This window comes from Rhodobacteraceae bacterium M382 (assembly GCA_025141015.1).
Lineage (GTDB): Bacteria > Pseudomonadota > Alphaproteobacteria > Rhodobacterales > Rhodobacteraceae > Aliisedimentitalea > Aliisedimentitalea scapharcae.
In genome coordinates this window covers 385,238-409,728 of record CP081098.1, presented here as the reverse complement: position 1 = coordinate 409,728, position 24,491 = coordinate 385,238, and the positions used below count along the sequence as shown (strand labels likewise).

At 59.7% G+C, this 24,491-nt stretch carries 1 protein-coding gene; it reads right to left on the bottom strand.

What is annotated here, in order from left to right; translation table 11 throughout:
* Nucleotides 1-300: 300 nt before the first annotated feature.
* Nucleotides 301-23,694, bottom strand: coding sequence for a VCBS domain-containing protein (locus K3727_01745; protein ID UWQ91566.1), 23,394 nt, complete (start codon nucleotides 23,692-23,694; stop codon nucleotides 301-303).
* Between the last annotated feature and the right edge of the window lie 797 nt (nucleotides 23,695-24,491).

Here is a 24,491-nt window from a genome sequence, read left to right as displayed (position 1 = left end):
CGCAGGAATGACTCCGCAGTGTCAGGATTTGCCGCGAAACCTATGGACATCATCCCCAGCTTGAATTTCGATCGCTGAGGCGTGCGGAGGAACGCCGTCCTGTTGCCGATCAATGGGGCGCCCATTGATGCTGTGTTTTTTCCAGGTTAGCAGGCAGAAGAGCACAGTTTTCGCCAGTACCCCACTGTCATGGTGTTACTCAGGCTGTGCTCGCACCCCCATTACGAAAAACCCTGCATAACTAAGTTACGCAGGGTTTCGCAAAGCTAAGGCCGACAAAGTAGGGTCGGCCCCAAAGACTTATTCGATCGTGATCGGTTCATCCGGCAACATAGCGGTCTGCAGAAGAATGTCCGTGACACCCCAAACGAAATTCGGGTTCTGCAGCTGAACAAATGTCAACATGTTGGTACCGGCCAGTTGATCCGCCTGCGCTATGTCAAACTGGTACGCCGACAATCCCTGATCCACACCTGCATCAAGACGCCCAAGACTGTTGCCATTCAAAAAGACCTCGACTTCATTGTCCGTGTCGATGTCGAATGCATTGAAGGTCAGTTCGAAGTCATCGACACCACCCATGAACGTCATAAGAAGTTCTGCATCAGGTGTATTGGTTCCATTGAAATTGTTGCCAAAGGACCCGGTGTCGGTCACATCTGCCGTCAGGACTGCATCCACATGTTCAGACAAGAGCAAATCAGTGACACCCCATTGGTAATTCGGATTGTCTTCCTGAACAAAGCTCAGCGTGTTTTCACCACTCATCTGAATGTCCGAGGACAGGAACACTGAATGACTGGAGTTGCCTCCATTCGTTCCCTGATCCAAGAACCCAAGGCTCTGACCATTCAGGAAGATCTCGACCTCGTTATTTGTGTCGATATCAAATCCTGTCAGATCGACAGACAGATCTTTCGTCGAACCGGCAAAGCTGAATACGGCGGAGGCATCGGCCTCTGTCCGCCCTGCATAGTTGTTCCCCCATTTGCCAGTTTCCGTCGTCCCCTGGGTCAGCTCGGCATCAATGGACTGAATACTGATATCTGTTACGCCCCACTTGTAGGCCGGATTATCAGCTTGGGTGAATGTAACCAGGTTTTCACCGGACAAGAGCGCGCTGCTGTCGATGCGGAACTGATAGAACGCTGTTCCGTCATTTGAAGTCGGTGCAACCGGCCCCAGATCAACGCCGTTCACTGCAACCTGCAATTCGGTCGCCGTGTCGATGTCGAAGGCAGAAAAGCCCAGCACAAGATCTTCGCCGGATCCAATAAACGAACCGGTCACAACCCCGTCGGCATCGGTGCTGCCACCAAAGTTGTTGCCAAACTTGCCGATTTCCAGAGCTTCGCGTTCAAGGTTGAAATCCACAGCAGAGCGTTCGGTGATCACCAAATCAGTTACACCCCACGTATAGGTGCTTTGCTGTCGCTGGATGAACTGGACGACATTGTCGCCAACCATCTGATCAGACAGGTCAATCTGGAATTCGTTCGCCGACAGCCCATTGTCCAGTCCCTTGTCCAGGAAACCAAGGCTTGTCCCATTGAGAAGCACCTCGACTTCACCACCAGAGTCAATGTCGAAGGCATTAAAGAACAAGGTCGCATCCTTGCCCAGGCCCTGGAACACCGCCGTCACAATGCCATCTGCATCAGACGAGCCGTTGAAGTTGTTCCCGAACTCACCGGTTTCCAAGACGTCCTCTGTCAGACGAACACGGCTATCAAGCACGATATTGGTCACGCCCCATTTGAAATCGGGGTTCAGCATCTGCTGGAACTGGACGACGTTGCCTGTGGGATTCACGAGCGTATCCGAGATAACAAACTCATAGGCCTGTACGCCGTTATCAACACCGACACCCAGGAAACCGACCTCGCTGCCATTCACCAGCAACCGCACTTCATCCGCAAAGTCGATGTCGAACCCATCAAAACGCAGAACTGTTTCGTTCCCAGGCGCATCAAAGCTGCCGGAAACGACCCCGGTCGGGCTCAACGCCGCTCCAAAGCGGTTGCCATAGTTATCTGTTTCAGCTTGTTCCGGAACCAGGGTGAAACTGGTTGGCGAGAAATCAACCTGGAAGCTGGCAGTCGCAGACACACTGTCTGTCCCATCGCTGACCGAAACATCAAAGATCGGCGACAAGTTGGAGCCACCATCATACAGAACCGCAACTTGCCCAGCTTCGAGTTGCGCTTGGGTAAAGCTGGTCGATGCCACTCCATTCACTTGCAACCCACCGCCGGTCACAGGGGTCACAGTATAGGTCAGCACGTCACCAGTATCGACATCACTCGCTGAAATGTCTCCAGTTCCAAGAACATAAGGCAACCCAGCGACCTGTTGGCCTGCAGCGCCAACAACCACCACAGGCGCATCATTGCTGCCCGACACAGAAATGGTCAGGGTCGAGGCCACCGTGGCGGTGCCATCGCTGACCCCCAGGTCGAACACATCCTGAACCGTGTCGGTGTCATCCAGGCTCTCGTCCGTCACCACATAGCTATAGCTGCCGTCATCCGAGATCGTCAGCGTGCCATACATCCCCGTGATCACCGTGCCGGTGGTCACCACCGTGGCGCTGTCCCCCGAAGCCGCCGCTGTCGCAACCGCCAGCACATCGGAGCCATCCGCATCGCTGTCGTTGCTCAGCACATTGCCGGTCGCCGCAACAGAGTCATCCGTGGCCGTGTCCGTATCCACCGTCACAACAGGCGCATCATTGCTGCCGGTGATCGCAATGGTCAGGGTCGAGGCCACCGTGGCGGTGCCATCGCTGACACCCAGGTCGAACACATCCTGAACCGTGTCGGTGTCATCCAGGCTCTCATCCGTCACCACATAGCTGTAGCCGCCGTCATCCGAGATCGTCAGTGTCCCGTAGGTCCCCGTGATCACCGTGCCGGTGGTCACCGCCGTGGCGCTGTCCCCCGCGGCCGCCGCTGTCGCAACCGCCAGCACATCGGAGCCATCCGCATCGCTGTCATTGCTCAGCACATTGCCCGTCGCCGCAACAGAGTCATCCGTGGCCGTGTCCGTATCCACCGTCACAACAGGCGCATCATTGCTGCCGGTGATCGCAATGGTCAGGGTCGAGGCCACCGTGGCGGTGCCATCGCTGACACCCAGGTCAAACACATCCTGAACCGCGTCGGTGTCATCCAGGCTCTCATCCGTCACCACATAGCTATAGCCGCCGTCATCCGAGATCGTCAGTGTCCCGAAGGTCCCCGTGATCACCGTGCCGGTGGTCACCGCCGTGGCGCTGCCCCCCGAAGCCGCCGCCGTCGCAACCGCCAGCACATCGGAGCCATCCGCATCGCTGTCGTTGCTCAGCACATTGCCGGTCGCCGCAACAGAGTCATCCGTGGCCGTATCCGTATCCACCGTCACAACAGGAGCATCATTGCTGCCGGTGATCGCAATGGTCAGGGTCGAGGCCACCGTGGCGGTGCCATCGCTGACCCCCAGGTCAAACACATCCTGAACCGTGTCGGTGTCATCCAGGCTCTCGTCCGTCACCACATAGCTATAGCTGCCATCATCCGAGATCGTCAGCGTGCCGTAGGTCCCCGTGATCACCGTGCCGGTGGTCACCGCCGTGGCGCTGTCCCCCGAAGCCGCCGCCGTCGCAACCGCCAGCACATCGGAGCCATCCGCATCGCTGTCGTTGCTCAGCACATTGCCGGTCGCCGCAACAGAGTCATCCGTGGCCGTGTCCGTATCCACCGTCACAACAGGCGCATCATTGCTGCCGGTGATCGCAATGGTCAGGGTCGAGGCCACCGTGGCGGTGCCATCGCTGACACCCAGGTCGAACACATCCTGAACCGTGTCGGTGTCATCCAGGCTCTCATCCGTCACCACATAGCTGTAGCCGCCGTCATCCGAGATCGTCAGTGTCCCGTAGGTCCCCGTGATCACCGTGCCGGTGGTCACCGCCGTGGCGCTGTCCCCCGCGGCCGCCGCTGTCGCAACCGCCAGCACATCGGAGCCATCCGCATCGCTGTCATTGCTCAGCACATTGCCCGTCGCCGCAACAGAGTCATCCGTGGCCGTGTCCGTATCCACCGTCACCACAGGCGCATCATTGCTGCCGGTGATCGCGATGGTCAGGGTCGAGGCCACCGTGGCGGTGCCATCGCTGACACCCAGGTCAAACACATCCTGAACCGTGTCGGTGTCATCCAGGCTCTCATCCGTCACCACATAGCTGTAGCTGCCGTCATCCGAGATCGTCAGTGTCCCGAAGGTCCCCGTGATCACCGTGCCGGTGGTCACCGCCGTGGCGCTGCCCCCCGAAGCCGCCGCCGTCGCAACCGCCAGCACATCGGAGCCATCCGCATCGCTGTCGTTGCTCAGCACATTGCCGGTCGCCGCAACGGAATCATCCGTGGCCGTATCCGTATCCACCGTCACAACAGGCGCATCATTGCTGCCGGTGATCGCAATGGTCAGGGTCGAGGCCACCGTGGCGGTGCCATCGCTGACCCCCAGGTCAAACACATCCTGAACCGTGTCGGTGTCATCCAGGCTCTCGTCCGTCACCACATAGCTGTAGCTGCCGTCATCCGAGATCGTCAGCGTGCCATACATCCCCGTGATCACCGTGCCGGTGGTCACCGCCGTGGCGCTGTCCCCCGCGGCCGCCGCTGTCGCAACCGCCAGCACATCGGAGCCATCCGCATCGCTGTCGTTGCTCAGCACATTGCCGGTCGCCGCAACAGAGTCATCCGTGGCCGTATCCGTATCCACCGTCACAACAGGCGCATCATTGCTGCCCGTGATCGCGACGGTCAGGGTCGAGGCCACCGTGGCGGTGCCATCGCTGACCCCCAGGTCGAACACATCCTGAACCGTGTCGGTGTCATCCAGGCTCTCATCCGTCACCACATAGCTATAGCCGCCGTCATCCGAGATCGTCAGTGTCCCGAAGGTCCCCGTGATCACCGTGCCGGTGGTCACCGCCGTGGCGCTGCCCCCCGAAGCCGCCGCTGTCGCAACCGCCAGCACATCGGAGCCATCCGCATCGCTGTCGTTGCTCAGCACATTGCCGGTCGCCGCAACAGAGTCATCCGTGGCCGTATCCGTATCCACCGTCACAACAGGCGCATCATTGCTGCCGGTGATCGCAATGGTCAGGGTCGAGGCCACCGTGGCGGTGCCATCGCTGACCCCCAGGTCAAACACATCCTGAACCGTGTCGGTGTCATCCAGGCTCTCGTCCGTCACCACATAGCTGTAGCCGCCATCATCCGAGATCGTCAGCGTGCCGTAGGTCCCCGTGATCACCGTGCCGGTGGTCACCGCCGTGGCGCTGCCCCCCGAAGCCGCCGCCGTCGCAACCGCCAGCACATCGGAGCCATCCGCATCGCTGTCGTTGCTCAGCACATTGCCGGTCGCCGCAACAGAGTCATCCGTGGCCGTATCCGTATCCACCGTCACAACAGGAGCATCATTGCTGCCGGTGATCGCAATGGTCAGGGTCGAGGCCACCGTGGCGGTGCCATCGCTGACCCCCAGGTCAAACACATCCTGAACCGTGTCGGTGTCATCCAGGCTCTCGTCCGTCACCACATAGCTATAGCTGCCATCATCCGAGATCGTCAGCGTGCCGTAGGTCCCCGTGATCACCGTGCCGGTGGTCACCGCCGTGGCGCTGTCCCCCGAAGCCGCCGCCGTCGCAACCGCCAGCACATCGGAGCCATCCGCATCGCTGTCGTTGCTCAGCACATTGCCGGTCGCCGCAACAGAGTCATCCGTGGCCGTGTCCGTATCCACCGTCACAACAGGCGCATCATTGCTGCCGGTGATCGCAATGGTCAGGGTCGAGGCCACCGTGGCGGTGCCATCGCTGACACCCAGGTCGAACACATCCTGAACCGTGTCGGTGTCATCCAGGCTCTCATCCGTCACCACATAGCTGTAGCCGCCGTCATCCGAGATCGTCAGTGTCCCGTAGGTCCCCGTGATCACCGTGCCGGTGGTCACCGCCGTGGCGCTGTCCCCCGCGGCCGCCGCTGTCGCAACCGCCAGCACATCGGAGCCATCCGCATCGCTGTCATTGCTCAGCACATTGCCCGTCGCCGCAACAGAGTCATCCGTGGCCGTGTCCGTATCCACCGTCACCACAGGCGCATCATTGCTGCCGGTGATCGCGATGGTCAGGGTCGAGGCCACCGTGGCGGTGCCATCGCTGACACCCAGGTCAAACACATCCTGAACCGTGTCGGTGTCATCCAGGCTCTCATCCGTCACCACATAGCTGTAGCTGCCGTCATCCGAGATCGTCAGTGTCCCGAAGGTCCCCGTGATCACCGTGCCGGTGGTCACCGCCGTGGCGCTGCCCCCCGAAGCCGCCGCCGTCGCAACCGCCAGCACATCGGAGCCATCCGCATCGCTGTCGTTGCTCAGCACATTGCCGGTCGCCGCAACGGAATCATCCGTGGCCGTATCCGTATCCACCGTCACAACAGGCGCATCATTGCTGCCGGTGATCGCAATGGTCAGGGTCGAGGCCACCGTGGCGGTGCCATCGCTGACCCCCAGGTCAAACACATCCTGAACCGTGTCGGTGTCATCCAGGCTCTCGTCCGTCACCACATAGCTGTAGCTGCCGTCATCCGAGATCGTCAGCGTGCCATACATCCCCGTGATCACCGTGCCGGTGGTCACCGCCGTGGCGCTGTCCCCCGCGGCCGCCGCTGTCGCAACCGCCAGCACATCGGAGCCATCCGCATCGCTGTCGTTGCTCAGCACATTGCCGGTCGCCGCAACAGAGTCATCCGTGGCCGTATCCGTATCCACCGTCACAACAGGCGCATCATTGCTGCCCGTGATCGCGACGGTCAGGGTCGAGGCCACCGTGGCGGTGCCATCGCTGACCCCCAGGTCGAACACATCCTGAACCGTGTCGGTGTCATCCAGGCTCTCATCCGTCACCACATAGCTATAGCCGCCGTCATCCGAGATCGTCAGTGTCCCGAAGGTCCCCGTGATCACCGTGCCGGTGGTCACCGCCGTGGCGCTGCCCCCCGAAGCCGCCGCTGTCGCAACCGCCAGCACATCGGAGCCATCCGCATCGCTGTCGTTGCTCAGCACATTGCCGGTCGCCGCAACAGAGTCATCCGTGGCCGTATCCGTATCCACCGTCACAACAGGCGCATCATTGCTGCCGGTGATCGCAATGGTCAGGGTCGAGGCCACCGTGGCGGTGCCATCGCTGACCCCCAGGTCAAACACATCCTGAACCGTGTCGGTGTCATCCAGGCTCTCGTCCGTCACCACATAGCTGTAGCCGCCATCATCCGAGATCGTCAGCGTGCCGTAGGTCCCCGTGATCACCGTGCCGGTGGTCACCGCCGTGGCGCTGTCCCCCGAAGCCGCCGCTGTCGCAACCGCCAGCACATCGGAGCCATCCGCGTCGCTGTCGTTGCTCAGCACATTGCCGGTCGCCGCAACAGAGTCATCCGTGGCCGTATCCGTATCCACCGTCACCACAGGCGCATCATTGCTGCCGGTGATCGCAATGGTCAGGGTCGAGGCCACCGTGGCGGTGCCATCGCTGACACCCAGGTCGAACACATCCTGAACCGTGTCGGTGTCATCCAGGCTCTCATCCGTCACCACATAGCTGTAGCTGCCGTCATCCGAGATCGTCAGCGTGCCGAAGGTCCCCGTGATCACCGTGCCGGTGGTCACCGCCGTGGCGCTGCCCCCCGAAGCCGCCGCCGTCGCAACCGCCAGCACATCGGAGCCATCCGCATCGCTGTCGTTGCTCAGCACATTGCCGGTCGCCGCAACGGAATCATCCGTGGCCGTATCCGTATCCACCGTCACAACAGGCGCATCATTGCTGCCGGTGATCGCAATGGTCAGGGTCGAGGCCACCGTGGCGGTGCCATCGCTGACCCCCAGGTCAAACACATCCTGAACCGTGTCGGTGTCATCCAGGCTCTCGTCCGTCACCACATAGCTGTAGCTGCCGTCATCCGAGATCGTCAGCGTGCCATACATCCCCGTGATCACCGTGCCGGTGGTCACCGCCGTGGCGCTGTCCCCCGCGGCCGCCGCTGTCGCAACCGCCAGCACATCGGAGCCATCCGCATCGCTGTCGTTGCTCAGCACATTGCCGGTCGCCGCAACAGAGTCATCCGTGGCCGTATCCGTATCCACCGTCACAACAGGCGCATCATTGCTGCCCGTGATCGCGACGGTCAGGGTCGAGGCCACCGTGGCAGTGCCATCGCTGACCCCCAGGTCAAACACATCCTGAACCGCGTCGGTGTCATCCAGGCTCTCGTCCGTCACCACATAGCTATAGCTGCCATCATCCGAGATCGTCAGCGTGCCATACATCCCCGTGATCACCGTGCCGGTGGTCACCGCCGTGGCGCTGCCCCCCGAGACCGCCGCCGTCGCAACCGCCAGCACATCGGAGCCATCCGCGTCGCTGTCGTTGCTCAGCACATTGCCGGTCGCCGCAACAGAGTCATCCGTGGCCGTGTCCGTATCCACCGTCACCACAGGCGCATCATTGCTGCCGGTGATCGCGATGGTCAGGGTCGAGGCCACCGTGGCGGTGCCATCGCTGACCCCCAGGTCGAACACATCCTGAACCGTGTCGGTGTCATCCAGGCTCTCGTCCGTCACCACATAGCTGTAGCCGCCATCATCCGAGATCGTCAGCGTGCCGTAGGTCCCCGTGATCACCGTGCCGGTGGTCACCGCCGTGGCGCTGTCCCCCGAAGCCGCCGCCGTCGCAACCGCCAGCACATCGGAGCCATCCGCATCGCTGTCGTTGCTCAGCACATTGCCGGTCGCCGCAACAGAGTCATCCGTGGCCGTATCCGTATCCACCGTCACCACAGGCGCATCATTGCTGCCCGTGATCGCGACGGTCAGGGTCGAGGCCACCGTGGCGGTGCCATCGCTGACCCCCAGGTCGAACACATCCTGAACCGTGTCGGTGTCATCCAGGCTCTCATCCGTCACCACATAGCTATAGCCGCCGTCATCCGAGATCGTCAGTGTCCCGAAGGTCCCCGTGATCACCGTGCCGGTGGTCACCGCCGTGGCGCTGCCCCCCGAAGCCGCCGCCGTCGCAACCGCCAGCACATCGGAGCCATCCGCATCGCTGTCGTTGCTCAGCACATTGCCGGTCGCCGCAACAGAGTCATCCGTGGCCGTATCCGTATCCACCGTCACAACAGGCGCATCATTGCTGCCCGTGATCGTGATGGTTGCGGTGTGTGCCACGCTGCCACCTTTGCCATCTTGGACAACAAAAGAGTAGCTGATGATCTCGGTCTCGCCTGCGGCAAGATGGTTGTATGCCGAGGGGTCCACATCGAGGCTATTGCCAACGACGCTCACGCCCCTGTCATCGCCACCAACCAGGTTCAACCCTGCTACGTTCAACGTGTCGCCAGTATCCACATCCGAGGCATTGCTCAGCAAGTCTATGGTGAATCCCGCATCATCCTCGCCCGCGCCCCCAGTAACACCAGCCGACACCGTCGGTGCATCATTGCCGCCGTTAATGGTGATCTGGATGGTTTCCTGTGTTCCATCAGTGGTCTCGACCGTAATCGTATCGGTCAAGGACATGCTTGCATTCAACGCATCAACAGTGGGATTGGCTTCGTCCAGAACATAAGTCCAGCTCCCACTTCCGGTAATGGTGAGCAGGCCGTAGATGCCTTGTGTGACCACAGTAGTAGACCACGCATCATTGGCATTGTTTGCATCAACATCCGTGTGATCCAAATTGCCAGTTGCTGCAACTTCAGCATTCTCAGTGACCGAACCAGTGTCGTCACCGGTGATAACCGCAGCATCATTGACGCCGTTTACAGTGACCAGGAGCGTTTCATTATCGAATGCTCCATCCTGATCCTCGACCCGCTGCGACGCGACCACGACGGTGGTTTGGCCCGCACCCAGAGAATCGTAGGTTGCATGCGAAGCATCAAAAGTGAACGTTCCATCGGTGTTCACTGTGAGCCCATCAACCGGCGCGTTCAGCGTATAAGTCAATACAGACCCATCATCGACAGGGTCGTCGTTCGTAGACAGATCGCCGCCGACACTTTGGCCTTCGACAACAGTAACCGTATCAAGAACAGCGTTCGGCGCATCATTCGTACCAGTAAGAGTGATACTCAGAGTTCCAGAGTCTGCAACCGTACCGTCCGTAGCGGAATAGTTGACCACAACGGTAACCATCTGATCCCGGGCCAGATATTGGTAATCGGCATGGCTGGGGTCAAAACTCCAACTTCCATCACTGCTGAGCACAAACCCCGAAACTGGCGCATCCAGCGTATAGCTGAGCGCCTCCCCGTCGCGATCCACGTCATTGGATGACAAGTCGCCAGTGATCGTTGCACCATCTTCGGTCGCCGCAGAAACATCAGCAACGATAACAGGAACGTCATTCGTACCTGTTAGATTGATGGTGATCGCCTGCTGGGCCGTAGCCAATTGACTGTCAGTAACCGTAATCGTGAAGACATCCGAACCAGTTTCAGCGTCATCCAGTCCTTCGATCGCAGCGTCATTCGGAGCAAAGCGGAATGCTCCATTAGTGCTATTGAAATAGAGAGTGCCGAATTGCCCGATACTTTCATGTGTAAAGCCGGCCTCAAGCGTGCTCGAACCACCATCCAGAGACAGCGCCGGAAAATCACCAGTATCTATGTCGTCGACCACCACCGCACCATCGATAGTGGCAAACGTGTCATCATTGGGAGTATCCGACAGTGGCAAAACAGTGGGGGCGAAGACAAAGGTCGGCGCATCATTGCTGCCGGTGATCGCGATGGTCAGGGTCGAGGCCACCGTGGCGGTGCCATCGCTGACCCCCAGGTCAAACACATCCTGAACCGTGTCGGTGTCATCCAGGCTCTCGTCCGTCACCACATAGCTGTAGCCGCCATCATCCGAGATCGTCAGCGTGCCGTAGGTCCCCGTGATCACCGTGCCGGTGGTCACCGCCGTGGCGCTGTCCCCCGAAGCCGCCGCCGTCGCAACCGCCAGCACATCGGAGCCATCCGCATCGCTGTCGTTGCTCAGCACATTGCCGGTCGCCGCAACGGAATCATCCGTGGCCGTGTCCGTATCCACCGTCACAACAGGCGCATCATTGCTGCCGGTGATCGCAATGGTCAGGGTCGAGGCCACCGTGGCGGTGCCATCGCTGACACCCAGGTCGAACACATCCTGAACCGTGTCGGTGTCATCCAGGCTCTCGTCCGTCACCACATAGCTGTAGCCGCCATCATCCGAGATCGTCAGCGTGCCGTAGGTCCCCGTGATCACCGTGCCGGTGGTCACCGCCGTGGCGCTGTCCCCCGAGACCGCCGCCGTCGCAACCGCCAGCACATCGGAGCCATCCGCATCGCTGTCGTTGCTCAGCACATTGCCGGTCGCCGCAACAGAGTCATCCGTGGCCGTATCCGTATCCACCGTCACAACAGGCGCATCATTGCTGCCGGTGATCGCAATGGTCAGGGTCGAGGCCACCGTGGCGGTGCCATCGCTGACACCCAGGTCGAACACATCCTGAACCGTGTCGGTGTCATCCAGGCTCTCATCCGTCACCACATAGCTGTAGCTGCCGTCATCCGAGATCGTCAGTGTCCCGAAGGTCCCCGTGATCACCGTGCCGGTGGTCACCGCCGTGGCGCTGCCCCCCGAAGCCGCCGCCGTCGCAACCGCCAGCACATCGGAGCCATCCGCATCGCTGTCGTTGCTCAGCACATTGCCGGTCGCCGCAACAGAGTCATCCGTGGCCGTATCCGTATCCACCGTCACAACAGGCGCATCATTGCTGCCGGTGATCGCAATGGTCAGGGTCGAGGCCACCGTGGCGGTGCCATCGCTGACCCCCAGGTCAAACACATCCTGAACCGTGTCGGTGTCATCCAGGCTCTCGTCCGTCACCACATAGCTGTAGCCGCCATCATCCGAGATCGTCAGCGTGCCGTAGGTCCCCGTGATCACCGTGCCGGTGGTCACCGCCGTGGCGCTGTCCCCCGAAGCCGCCGCTGTCGCAACCGCCAGCACATCGGAGCCATCCGCGTCGCTGTCGTTGCTCAGCACATTGCCGGTCGCCGCAACAGAGTCATCCGTGGCCGTATCCGTATCCACCGTCACCACAGGCGCATCATTGCTGCCGGTGATCGCAATGGTCAGGGTCGAGGCCACCGTGGCGGTGCCATCGCTGACACCCAGGTCGAACACATCCTGAACCGTGTCGGTGTCATCCAGGCTCTCATCCGTCACCACATAGCTGTAGCTGCCGTCATCCGAGATCGTCAGCGTGCCGAAGGTCCCCGTGATCACCGTGCCGGTGGTCACCGCCGTGGCGCTGTCCCCCGAAGCCGCCGCTGTCGCAACCGCCAGCACATCGGAGCCATCCGCATCGCTGTCGTTGCTCAGCACATTGCCGGTCGCCGCAACAGAGTCATCCGTGGCCGTGTCCGTATCCACCGTCACAACAGGCGCATCATTGCTGCCGGTGATCGCAATGGTCAGGGTCGAGGCCACCGTGGCGGTGCCATCGCTGACACCCAGGTCGAACACATCCTGAACCGTGTCGGTGTCATCCAGGCTCTCATCCGTCACCACATAGCTGTAGCCGCCGTCATCCGAGATCGTCAGTGTCCCGTAGGTCCCCGTGATCACCGTGCCGGTGGTCACCGCCGTGGCGCTGTCCCCCGCGGCCGCCGCTGTCGCAACCGCCAGCACATCAGAACCATCCGCATCGCTGTCATTGCTCAGCACATTGCCCGTCGCCGCAACAGAGTCATCCGTGGCCGTGTCCGTATCCACCGTCACAACAGGCGCATCATTGCTGCCGGTGATCGCGATGGTCAGGGTCGAGGCCACCGTGGCGGTGCCATCGCTGACCCCCAGGTCAAACACATCCTGAACCGCGTCGGTGTCATCCAGGCTCTCGTCCGTCACCACATAGCTGTAGCCGCCGTCATCCGAGATCGTCAGTGTCCCGTAGGTCCCCGTGATCACCGTGCCGGTGGTCACCACCGTGGCGCTGCCCCCCGAGACCGCCGCTGTCGCAACCGCCAGCACATCGGAGCCATCCGCATCGCTGTCGTTGCTCAGCACATTGCCCGTCGCCGCAACAGAGTCATCCGTGGCCGTATCCGTATCCACCGTCACAACAGGCGCATCATTGCTGCCCGACACCGAAATGGTCAGGGTCGAGGCCACCGTGGCGGTGCCATCGCTGACCCCCAGGTCAAACACATCCTGAACCGCGTCGGTGTCATCCAGGCTCTCGTCCGTCACCACATAGCTGTAGCCGCCGTCATCCGAGATCGTCAGTGTCCCGTAGGTCCCCGTGATCACCGTGCCGGTGGTCACCGCCGTGGCGCTGTCCCCCGAAGCCGCCGCTGTCGCAACCGCCAGCACATCGGAGCCATCCGCATCGCTGTCGTTGCTCAGCACATTGCCGGTCGCCGCAACAGAGTCATCCGTGGCCGTGTCCGTATCCACCGTCACAACAGGCGCATCATTGCTGCCCGTGATCGTGATCGTCACCGTCTCGGTCGAGGTAACTCCATTGCCGTCGGAAATCGTGTAAGTAAATGTATCAGTTGCCATTTCTCCAATAGCAAGGGCTTCGAATTGACCGTTCGGATCATAGGTAACCGTATCGTTGTCGAGATTGATCGCTACTGTGCCTAGCGTTCCGGTTGTATCAATCGACACAATTTCCAAATCGTCAGCAGAATCCGGGTCGGTATCATTGCCCGTGAGATCGACAAGAATAGTGCCGCCGTTTTCGACCGCAGACCCGGTATCGGCGACTGCAGTGGGGGCGTCATTTGTTCCCGTAATCGTAACCGTTACTGTATCTGTGACAACTCCGCCGTGGTTATCAGAAATCTGCACCGTATAGGTTAGTTCCAGCATTTCTCCCAAGGCGAGAAAGTCCAGATCTCCGGTGGCATTGTAGCTGAAAGCAAAGGTCTGTGCAGCTCCGGTAGAGACTTGCGGTGCGGTCGAAAACGCGAGATTCGCATTTGCAGCAAGAGCTGAAACATCTGGAAGCGTCCCGGTTCCTGTATATGTCACAGCAGCATCACCTATAACCGATGCGCTTATCGTGTCCGGGGCATTACCCTGGCCCTGAACACTTTCGCCAATATCAACGTCTGATGCTTCGAGCATTCCATTTGCAGCAATCGTTTGAGCGGACGCGTCGACGTCTTCGCTGATGGCGGCCGGCGACGTCGTGGCGGAAATCACTGGCAGATCGTTTGTGCCCATCAGGGTAATTGCGATCTGTTCCTGTACCTGCCCACCATGCGGATCCGTGATGGCCACATCATAGTATTGAACAATCTCTTGACCCTCACTCAGGCCCTGAATTTCCGATGCGCCAACCGTCAACGTCCAAGTGATCGAACCCGATGCGGTCGAGCCAACTGCAAGCGCAGTAACGGAACTGGCGAAGGCACCCACATATCCGGTCGTCGCAGGTGCAACCAGAATTGTATGGTTGTCGGCGATTTCATGGTCATTGAAGTTGATTGTTCCGGAGGCGGTGAGAACTCCCCCATCGACAACATCGCCACTCAGGTCCGATGTACCCACGATAAAGGGTGCGTCATTGGTGCCTTGGATAGTAACGGTGATCAGTTGCGACGCCGAACCATCAAGCGACTCGACGGTGATCGTGTCGGTCACACTTTCTCCGACGGCTAGCTCCTGAACCCCGGATACTTCGGGATCCGTCAAGGCGTAGCTCCAACTGCCATTCGCATTGACGGAGAATACGCCATAGGCGTTGTCCCCACTTTCTGTTTTCTCCTTGAGCAGGTTTTCACCTGCATCCAGATCAGTGACTGTCAGCGTGCCCGACGCCGTAGTCGCGGAAACAGCCATATTGCTGCCATCCACTCCAGCTTCGGAAATGGTGTCGACAAAGTCACCTGAGATAGTAGCCAGATCTTCGGAACCCGCGATCGCAATGGTCAGGGTCGAGGCCACCGTGGCAGTGCCATCGCTGACCCCCAGGTCAAACACATCCTGAACCGCGTCGGTGTCATCCAGGCTCTCGTCCGTCACCACATAGCTGTAGCCGCCATCATCCGAGATCGTCAGCGTGCCATACATCCCCGTGATCACCGTGCCGGTGGTCACCGCCGTGGCGCTGCCCCCCGAGACCGCCGCCGTCGCAACCGCCAGCACATCGGAGCCATCCGCGTCGCTGTCGTTGCTCAGCACATTGCCGGTCGCCGCAACAGAGTCATCCGTGGCCGTGTCCGTATCCACCGTCACCACAGGCGCATCATTGCTGCCGGTGATCGCGATGGTCAGGGTCGAGGCCACCGTGGCGGTGCCATCGCTGACCCCCAGGTCGAACACATCCTGAACCGTGTCGGTGTCATCCAGGCTCTCGTCCGTCACCACATAGCTGTAGCCGCCATCATCCGAGATCGTCAGCGTGCCGTAGGTCCCCGTGATCACCGTGCCGGTGGTCACCGCCGTGGCGCTGTCCCCCGAAGCCGCCGCCGTCGCAACCGCCAGCACATCGGAGCCATCCGCATCGCTGTCGTTGCTCAGCACATTGCCGGTCGCCGCAACAGAGTCATCCGTGGCCGTATCCGTATCCACCGTCACCACAGGCGCATCATTGCTGCCGGTGATCGCAATGGTCAGGGTCGAGGCCACCGTGGCGGTGCCATCGCTGACACCCAGGTCGAACACATCCTGAACCGTGTCGGTGTCATCCAGGCTCTCGTCCGTCACCACATAGCTGTAGCTGCCGTCATCCGAGATCGTCAGCGTGCCATACATCCCCGTGATCACCGTGCCGGTGGTCACCGCCGTGGCGCTGCCCCCCGAAGCCGCCGCCGTCGCAACCGCCAGCACATCGGAGCCATCCGCATCGCTGTCGTTGCTCAGCACATTGCCGGTCGCCGCAACGGAATCATCCGTGGCCGTATCCGTATCCACCGTCACAACAGGCGCATCATTGCTGCCGGTGATCGCAATGGTCAGGGTCGAGGCCACCGTGGCGGTGCCATCGCTGACCCCCAGGTCAAACACATCCTGAACCGTGTCGGTGTCATCCAGGCTCTCGTCCGTCACCACATAGCTGTAGCTGCCGTCATCCGAGATCGTCAGCGTGCCATACATCCCCGTGATCACCGTGCCGGTGGTCACCGCCGTGGCGCTGTCCCCCGCGGCCGCCGCTGTCGCAACCGCCAGCACATCGGAGCCATCCGCATCGCTGTCGTTGCTCAGCACATTGCCGGTCGCCGCAACAGAGTCATCCGTGGCCGTATCCGTATCCACCGTCACAACAGGCGCATCATTGCTGCCCGTGATCGCGACGGTCAGGGTCGAGGCCACCGTGGCGGTGCCATCGCTGACCCCCAGGTCGAACACATCCTGAACCGTGTCGGTGTCATCCAGGCTCTCATCCGTCACCACATAGCTATAGCCGCCGTCATCCGAGATCGTCAGTGTCCCGAAGGTCCCCGTGATCACCGTGCCGGTGGTCACCGCCGTGGCGCTGCCCCCCGAAGCCGCCGCCGTCGCAACCGCCAGCACATCGGAGCCATCCGCATCGCTGTCGTTGCTCAGCACATTGCCGGTCGCCGCAACAGAGTCATCCGTGGCCGTATCCGTATCCACCGTCACAACAGGCGCATCATTGCTGCCGGTGATCGCAATGGTCAGGGTCGAGGCCACCGTGGCGGTGCCATCGCTGACCCCCAGGTCAAACACATCCTGAACCGTGTCGGTGTCATCCAGGCTCTCGTCCGTCACCACATAGCTGTAGCCGCCATCATCCGAGATCGTCAGCGTGCCGTAGGTCCCCGTGATCACCGTGCCGGTGGTCACCGCCGTGGCGCTGCCCCCCGAAGCCGCCGCCGTCGCAACCGCCAGCACATCGGAGCCATCCGCATCGCTGTCGTTGCTCAGCACATTGCCGGTCGCCGCAACAGAGTCATCCGTGGCCGTATCCGTATCCACCGTCACAACAGGAGCATCATTGCTGCCGGTGATCGCAATGGTCAGGGTCGAGGCCACCGTGGCGGTGCCATCGCTGACCCCCAGGTCAAACACATCCTGAACCGTGTCGGTGTCATCCAGGCTCTCATCCGTCACCACATAGCTATAGCTGCCATCATCCGAGATCGTCAGCGTGCCGTAGGTCCCCGTGATCACCGTGCCGGTGGTCACCGCCGTGGCGCTGTCCCCCGAAGCCGCCGCCGTCGCAACCGCCAGCACATCGGAGCCATCCGCATCGCTGTCGTTGCTCAGCACATTGCCGGTCGCCGCAACAGAGTCATCCGTGGCCGTGTCCGTATCCACCGTCACAACAGGCGCATCATTGCTGCCGGTGATCGCAATGGTCAGGGTCGAGGCCACCGTGGCGGTGCCATCGCTGACACCCAGGTCGAACACATCCTGAACCGTGTCGGTGTCATCCAGGCTCTCATCCGTCACCACATAGCTGTAGCCGCCGTCATCCGAGATCGTCAGTGTCCCGTAGGTCCCCGTGATCACCGTGCCGGTGGTCACCGCCGTGGCGCTGTCCCCCGCGGCCGCCGCTGTCGCAACCGCCAGCACATCGGAGCCATCCGCATCGCTGTCGTTGCTCAGCACATTGCCGGTCGCCGCAACAGAGTCATCCGTGGCCGTATCCGTATCCACCGTCACAACAGGCGCATCATTGCTGCCCGTGATCGCGACGGTCAGGGTCGAGGCCACCGTGGCGGTGCCATCGCTGACACCCAGGTCGAACACATCCTGAACCGTGTCGGTGTCATCCAGGCTCTCATCCGTCACCACATAGCTATAGCCGCCGTCATCCGAGATCGTCAGTGTCCCGAAGGTCCCCGTGATCACCGTGCCGGTGGTCACCGCCGTGGCGCTGCCCCCCGAAGCCGCCGCCGTCGCAACCGCCAGCACATCGGAGCCATCCGCATCGCTGTCGTTGCTCAGCACATTGCCGGTCGCCGCAACAGAGTCATCCGTGGCCGTATCCGTATCCACCGTCACAACAGGCGCATCATTGCTGCCGGTGATCGTGATATTGACTTCCTGTGGAACCGTGTCGGTACCATCGGCCACATTAACAACGAACGTCAAAGTCAGCGTTTCGCCATTGTTCAACCAATCGATATTGCCCGTTGCCGAATAAGAAAAAGCAAAACTTTGTGCGGATCCCGTCGCAGTCGCCGCAGTGGTGGTCAGTGTGAGGTTCACAGCCTGGGTCAACGCAGAAATATCGTTGGGACCAGTATAATCCGCTCCATTCAATTTGGCTGTAGCTGCTCCCGCGAGAGTCAATGTCAACGCATCTGCATCCGCCGACTGTGCCGTTGGCACGGTTCGCCCGGCATCCACATCCGTAACCATGATGTTGCCAGAAACAGACAATGCCTGAGCCGATGCATCGGCATCTTCATTCACAGCAACTGGCTGTGTCAGTGAAACGACCGGGGCGTCGTTCGTACCAGTAATTGTGATCGTGATGTCGATCGGATCCGATTGGTCCGACCCATCCACCAAGACGAGCGTGTAATCAAAATTCAAGGTGTCATCGGCACCGAGATAATCCAGCTCGGCAGCTGAAACCGTATAGGTCCATTCGATCTGACCCGAGCTGTCGGTTTCGGTCGTGTCAACTACAGACGCGCTGAGCACACCAATCCCACCAACAGGTGGTGTAATCGAAAGACCCATCACTTGGCTCGTCGGTGCGTCTTCGAACAGAATTCGTCCGGTGGTAATGATGTCGCCAGCGTTTTCGTCCACTGCGCCATCATCCCGCTCGGCAACGGTCTGGTCAGGTGACGGCACTGGATTGCCGCCATCAGTGTAGCCTGTAATTTCGGGCGCAAAATCCAGGTCCAGTTGCACTGAAGACGATACCGGGCTCGTGTTGGCTGCCGGATCTGTCTGCGATGCCGTAAAGAAAAGCTCGTACGTGCCAGTTAGCGAGGAGACGATATCGGTTGTCGGCGTAATCTCCCAGTTTCCGCTGCCATCAACCACAGCCGTTTCAGCCAGCGCGGACGGAGTCCCCCCTATACCTTCGGCAACATAGACCGTCACAGTTGCCCCGATTTCGCCGGTACCGCGAATTGTTGGGCGTGGGTCGTTCGACGTGGTCGCACCTGCAGGCACGAATGTATCGTCAAAAATTTCGGTAATAATAGGTGCTACGGGCACATCCGTATCAATCGCGAAACTGGGCCCCGAAGCCACAGCATTGTCGTTGCCCGCCGCATCCAGAACCGTGCCCGCGGTCAGCTCGATCTGGTTGGTCGCGCTGTCCACACCAGAGTTCGCGGTATAGGTCGCGGTCCAGGTCACACCACCATCGGCTGTGGCCAGCGCAGACAGCGCGCCATTCGGTACCGTAAAGTCGCTGATCTCGAGCCCGGTCACGGCCTCGGAAAAGCTGATCGTCACGGTGGCACTGTCCGCTCCGGCGTTCAGCGCGGCGCTGTCCATGGTGATCATCGCAACCGGGGCCACACTATCGACCGAGATCGCGTCCACTTCGTTGGTGGAGACATGCGCGTTGCCATTCACGTCCTGACCGCCGGTGACGGTCACATCAATATCGGAAACGGCTTCGTCGCTGTCGGTATGCGTTGCCGTCACGGTGAAAACCGTGCCGCCAGACGTCCATACGCCTGCACCCAGGCTCAGACCCGCCGGAGCTGGTGACAGGGAAACCACAGGCTCTTGCCCACCCGCTTGATCCATCGCCTCGCTAAAGGTCACAACGATATCAATCGAAGCCGTGTCTTCGTTCACAGAAGACGGAGTCACGCTGATGCCCGTCACCGTGGGCACAACCGTATCAATCGCAAAGCTGGGGCCCGAAGCCACAGCATTGTCGTTGCCCGCCGCATCCAGAACCGTGCCCGCGGTCAGCTCGATCTGGTTGGTCGCGCTGTCCACACCAGAGTTCGCGGTATAGGTCGCCGTCCAGGTCACACCACCATCGGCTGTGGCCAGCGCAGACAGCGCGCCATTCGGTACCGTAAAGTCGCTGATCTCGAGCCCGGTCACGGCCTCGGAAAAGCTGATCGTCACGGTGGCACTGTCCGCTCCGGCGTTCAGCGCGGCGCTGTCCATGGTGATCATCGCAACCGGGGCCACACTATCGACCGAGATCGCGTCCACTTCGTTGGTGGAGACATGCGCGTTGCCATTCACGTCCTGACCGCCGGTGACGGTCACATCAATATCGGAAACGGCTTCGTCGCTGTCGGTATGCGTTGCCGTCACGGTGAAAACCGTGCCGCCAGACGTCCATACGCCTGCACCCAGGCTCAGACCCGCCGGAGCTGGTGACAGGGAAACCACAGGCTCTTGCCCACCCGCTTGATCCATCGCCTCGCTAAAGGTCACAACGATATCAATCGAAGCCGTGTCTTCGTTCACAGAAGACGGAGTCACGCTGATGCCCGTCACCGTGGGCACAACCGTATCAATCGCAAAGCTGGGGCCCGAAGCCACAGCATTGTCGTTGCCCGCCGCATCCAGAACCGTGCCCGCGGTCAGCTCGATCTGGTTGGTCGCGCTGTCCACACCAGAGTTCGCGGTATAGGTCGCCGTCCAGGTCACATTATCGGCAGTGGCCAGCGCAGACAGCGCGCCATTCGGTACCGTAAAGTCGCTGATCTCGAGCCCGGTCACGGCCTCGGAAAAGCTGATCGTCACTGTGGCACTGTCCGCTCCGGCGTTCAGCGCGGCGCTGTCCATGGTGATCATCGCAACCGGGGCCACGCTGTCGACCGTGATCGCATCCACTTCGTTGGTGGAGACATGCGCGTTGCCATTCACGTCCTGACCGCCGGTGACGGTCACATCAATATCGGCAACGGCTTCGTCGCTGTCGGTATGCGTTGCCGTCACGGTGAAAACCGTGCCGCCAGACGTCCATACGCCTGCACCCAGGCTCAGACCTGCCGGAGCAGGTGACAGGGAAACCACAGGCTCTTGCCCACCCGCTTGATCCATCGCCTCGCTAAAGGTCACAACGATGTCAATCGAAGCCGTGTCTTCGTTCACAGAAGACGGAGTCACGCTGATGCCCGTCACGGTGGGCACAACCGTATCAATCGGCTGAGTATAAACCGCTGGAGTTACAGCAACATTCTGCTGGGCATCGACCACACCGGCCGTATTCAACTCGACGGAAATATCCCCTGAAACACCCGCCTGAGGCGTGACAACCAGCGTATAAGTATTGCTATCCACTGGCACAAACGAACCTTTTGTCCCGTTTGTCACCGTGACGTTGGATGCAGAGAATCCGGTCACACCTTCGGTGAATTCGAAAGTAAAGGTGACGTCCCCTGAGGTGCTGTTGGATACACCGTTGGTATCATCAGAGATCGTCACTGTCGGGTTCACCGTGTCGATATCGATATTCTCGTCAAAACTCTGAAGGGCTTGGGGGTTGGCAGCCAGGTCTTGCGCCCCCGTGACGGTGAAATCGACATCCTGGACATCAACATCACCGTCGAGCACGTCATAGACCGCACGATAAGTGGTCGCGTCGAGCCAGCCCGACATACCGGCATTCAGTCCCAGTGTCGTGTCTACGGGCGAGGAGAATGCAATCGATGGATCCACCGATTGGTCCATATTGGAATCGTAAGTGACATCAATAGTGACGGTTCCCGAAACGTCATCACCACCAACCGTTGCGTCGCTGACCGAAACCGACGTGATCGACGGAGCGATATTGTCGACGGCCTGAACAAATTGTGCAGGTGCGGTTGCGACGTTGCCGGCGGCATCTACCACACCGCTCGTGCTGACATCCACGGTCACGTTGCCTTCGAGCGCTGCATCAGGCGTGACCACCAACGTGTAAGTATTGCCGTCAACAGCCGTGAAACTTCCCTTGGTGCCGTTGGCAACCGTGACATCAGACGTGTCGAAACCAGAAACATCTTCGTCAAACTCGATGGTAAAAGTGACATCCCCGTCAGCCGCGTTGGCCGTGCCCGTGATGCTTGACGTCACCGTGACAGTCGGAAGGCCGGTATCCAATACGGCGTTGTCGGTCACAGTCTTGGTGTTATTGGCATCATCCGAGACGACGACTGTGGCTGTCAGGGTGCCATCGTTCAACAAGGCCAACGCCGCAGGCGCAATCGCATGGGTCCCGTTGGTGACATTCGAGATCGTCGCAGTTCCGCCACCGTCCGACGTCAGGACAATATCTACCGGCCCGACAATGTCGCCGTCTATTCCATCAACAATGATGTTGACCCCAGCGGCCCCTGCCTCCGACGCGTTGATAAACCCGTCTGTTGCAGTTCCGTTGAAGGTTACGGAGAGGTCGTTCAGTTCGTCTGCCGTGCTATCGAGCACAAAGCTCTGGTTGATTGCTGTGGAGCTGTTGCCAGCCAAATCCATAACCACCGCAGATACAGTGATCGTTCCATCAGCCAAGGACAAACCAGAGCCCGACAGGTCTTCTTCGGTCAGGGCGACTGACCCGCCGGAGATTTCCGCGTCGGTAAAGGTATACGTTTCGCTCGCCGAGCCATCGCTGAGGGTCACGGTTCCGCTAGCGACGCCTCCCGTCAATCCATTGAGCGAAATAGCAATATCCGAAGTCGTGGTTTCGCTTCCCGGAACGGACAAGGTGGGTGTGTCCGGGTTGGATTGATCGATCACAACGTCAAGAGATGCAATTCCAACCGCCGAATTGCCGGTTGTGTCGCTGGCGCGGGCGGTCATCACATGTGCCGCCTCGTTCAATGGGACGTTTTCGAAGGTGACAGTCTGGGCCCCATCCGATGTCAACGTCACCGATGCCACGACGCTGCCATTGTCCAGCAGTTCGATCACGTCACCAATCTTGGCAGACGCGCCGAGGTCGATGGTAAAGTCCGGCGCACCCTCGCTGGTTACCGCATCGCTGTTGGACAAGCCCGAATCGTCTGCGGCCACCATCTGAATGTTCCCGGGTGCAACAACTTGCGTGTCCACGGTTACGGACAGAATGGAAGACGAGGATTGGTTCCCTGCCGCATCAGTAACCCGGGTGATATAGTCATAAACACCATCGGACAAAACCTGGCCATTGTCCTGGAACTGAACGATCGAACCGGCATTTCCTGATGTCACCGTTTCACTGCCGACCAGCGTATAGGTCCCTGCACCCGCTGGACTGCGCAGCAACTGAACAGTTGCCCCGACTTCAGAAACCAAAGACACATTCAGCGAAGGTGTTTGGAAAAACGTAATGTTGTCGGATGTGCTGCTGCCGGAATCCGAACTGGGTGTCAGATCAGGCGCGGCAGGTGTTTCAACGGCCATATCCACCGAAAAGACATCTGTAATCACGGTCGGAGAAATCACCTCTGCGGACAAGTTCTGCGCGCCCGAAACAGAAACATCCACGTCAGCCAATTCTAGGTTCGCGTCAGTTACCACATATGTCACAACAACCGTGTCGTCCGCAGTTGTCGTTGTGGAAAACGCAATGCCCGTTGGTACCCCTAGCGTCGCGGCCAGCGCAGGATCGAGAGAAATTGATGGCGTTACGGCCGAATCAAGACCTTGGTCGAATTGGATCGTGAGGCTGAACGACGTTTCACCTTCAACCAGAGTTGTAATGGACGGAACAATGCTAGTGATTACAGGGGCGGCCATGAATTTTCTTCCTCAGGGATAGTTTTTGAGTGCGCACAATTCGACAATTGCTCCGAATACATTCGGAGCCCATTTGGAACGACTGTTTTTTTGAGACGCAAAGGTGACCTATGGATCAATCCATAAGTTTATCGGTTGACTTCAGAATCCAAGCTAAATGAGCTTTCGTCGGCTTTGCTCTAAATGTGGTTCTTGAAAACACGAAATAACAAAATGAACGTGCATAATTTCCCCCAAAAGAAACCAGGCAAACCAGTGCCGGCAACCATAATCAGAACATCAGAATATAAGACAGTAACGCAGCCCAGAAAAATCTGGAGCCACGCAGTCACTACGAACTACAAATTGATTGTTGCCACAGCTCTCCTTTCCGGCAAACTCCCAAATGGTAGGTTGAGTTTACTTATTGTTAACTTTCTTCATTCCATTGGTGCAGAATTGAAAACGAGCAAAAGGCGGGTTGCAGGTGCATATTTGCCAAAGGAAACACCCAGGAGCGATGGCCAGTACGCGGGGCCGCAGCCCGACAGTTTTTGATTTGCAATCAATGTGAAAGGGCATGGTCGCCTTTTCACCCAACAAATGCCCCAGGTGTTCAAACCTTTCCTGCGTTTTCACACCGCTCCGAGAGGATCATCTGTTTCAAACACATCTCGACCGCGTGCCCCAGGCAATTGAAAAACCATGCTGTTCGCAGTGCGTCTTCGGTCAGAACCCCCGACGACCGCAGTTCCGGGAACAGAAGCCTATCTTGATCGCAGTGAACCAGAACGGGTTGCCATGGTGGGGTGAAGCGC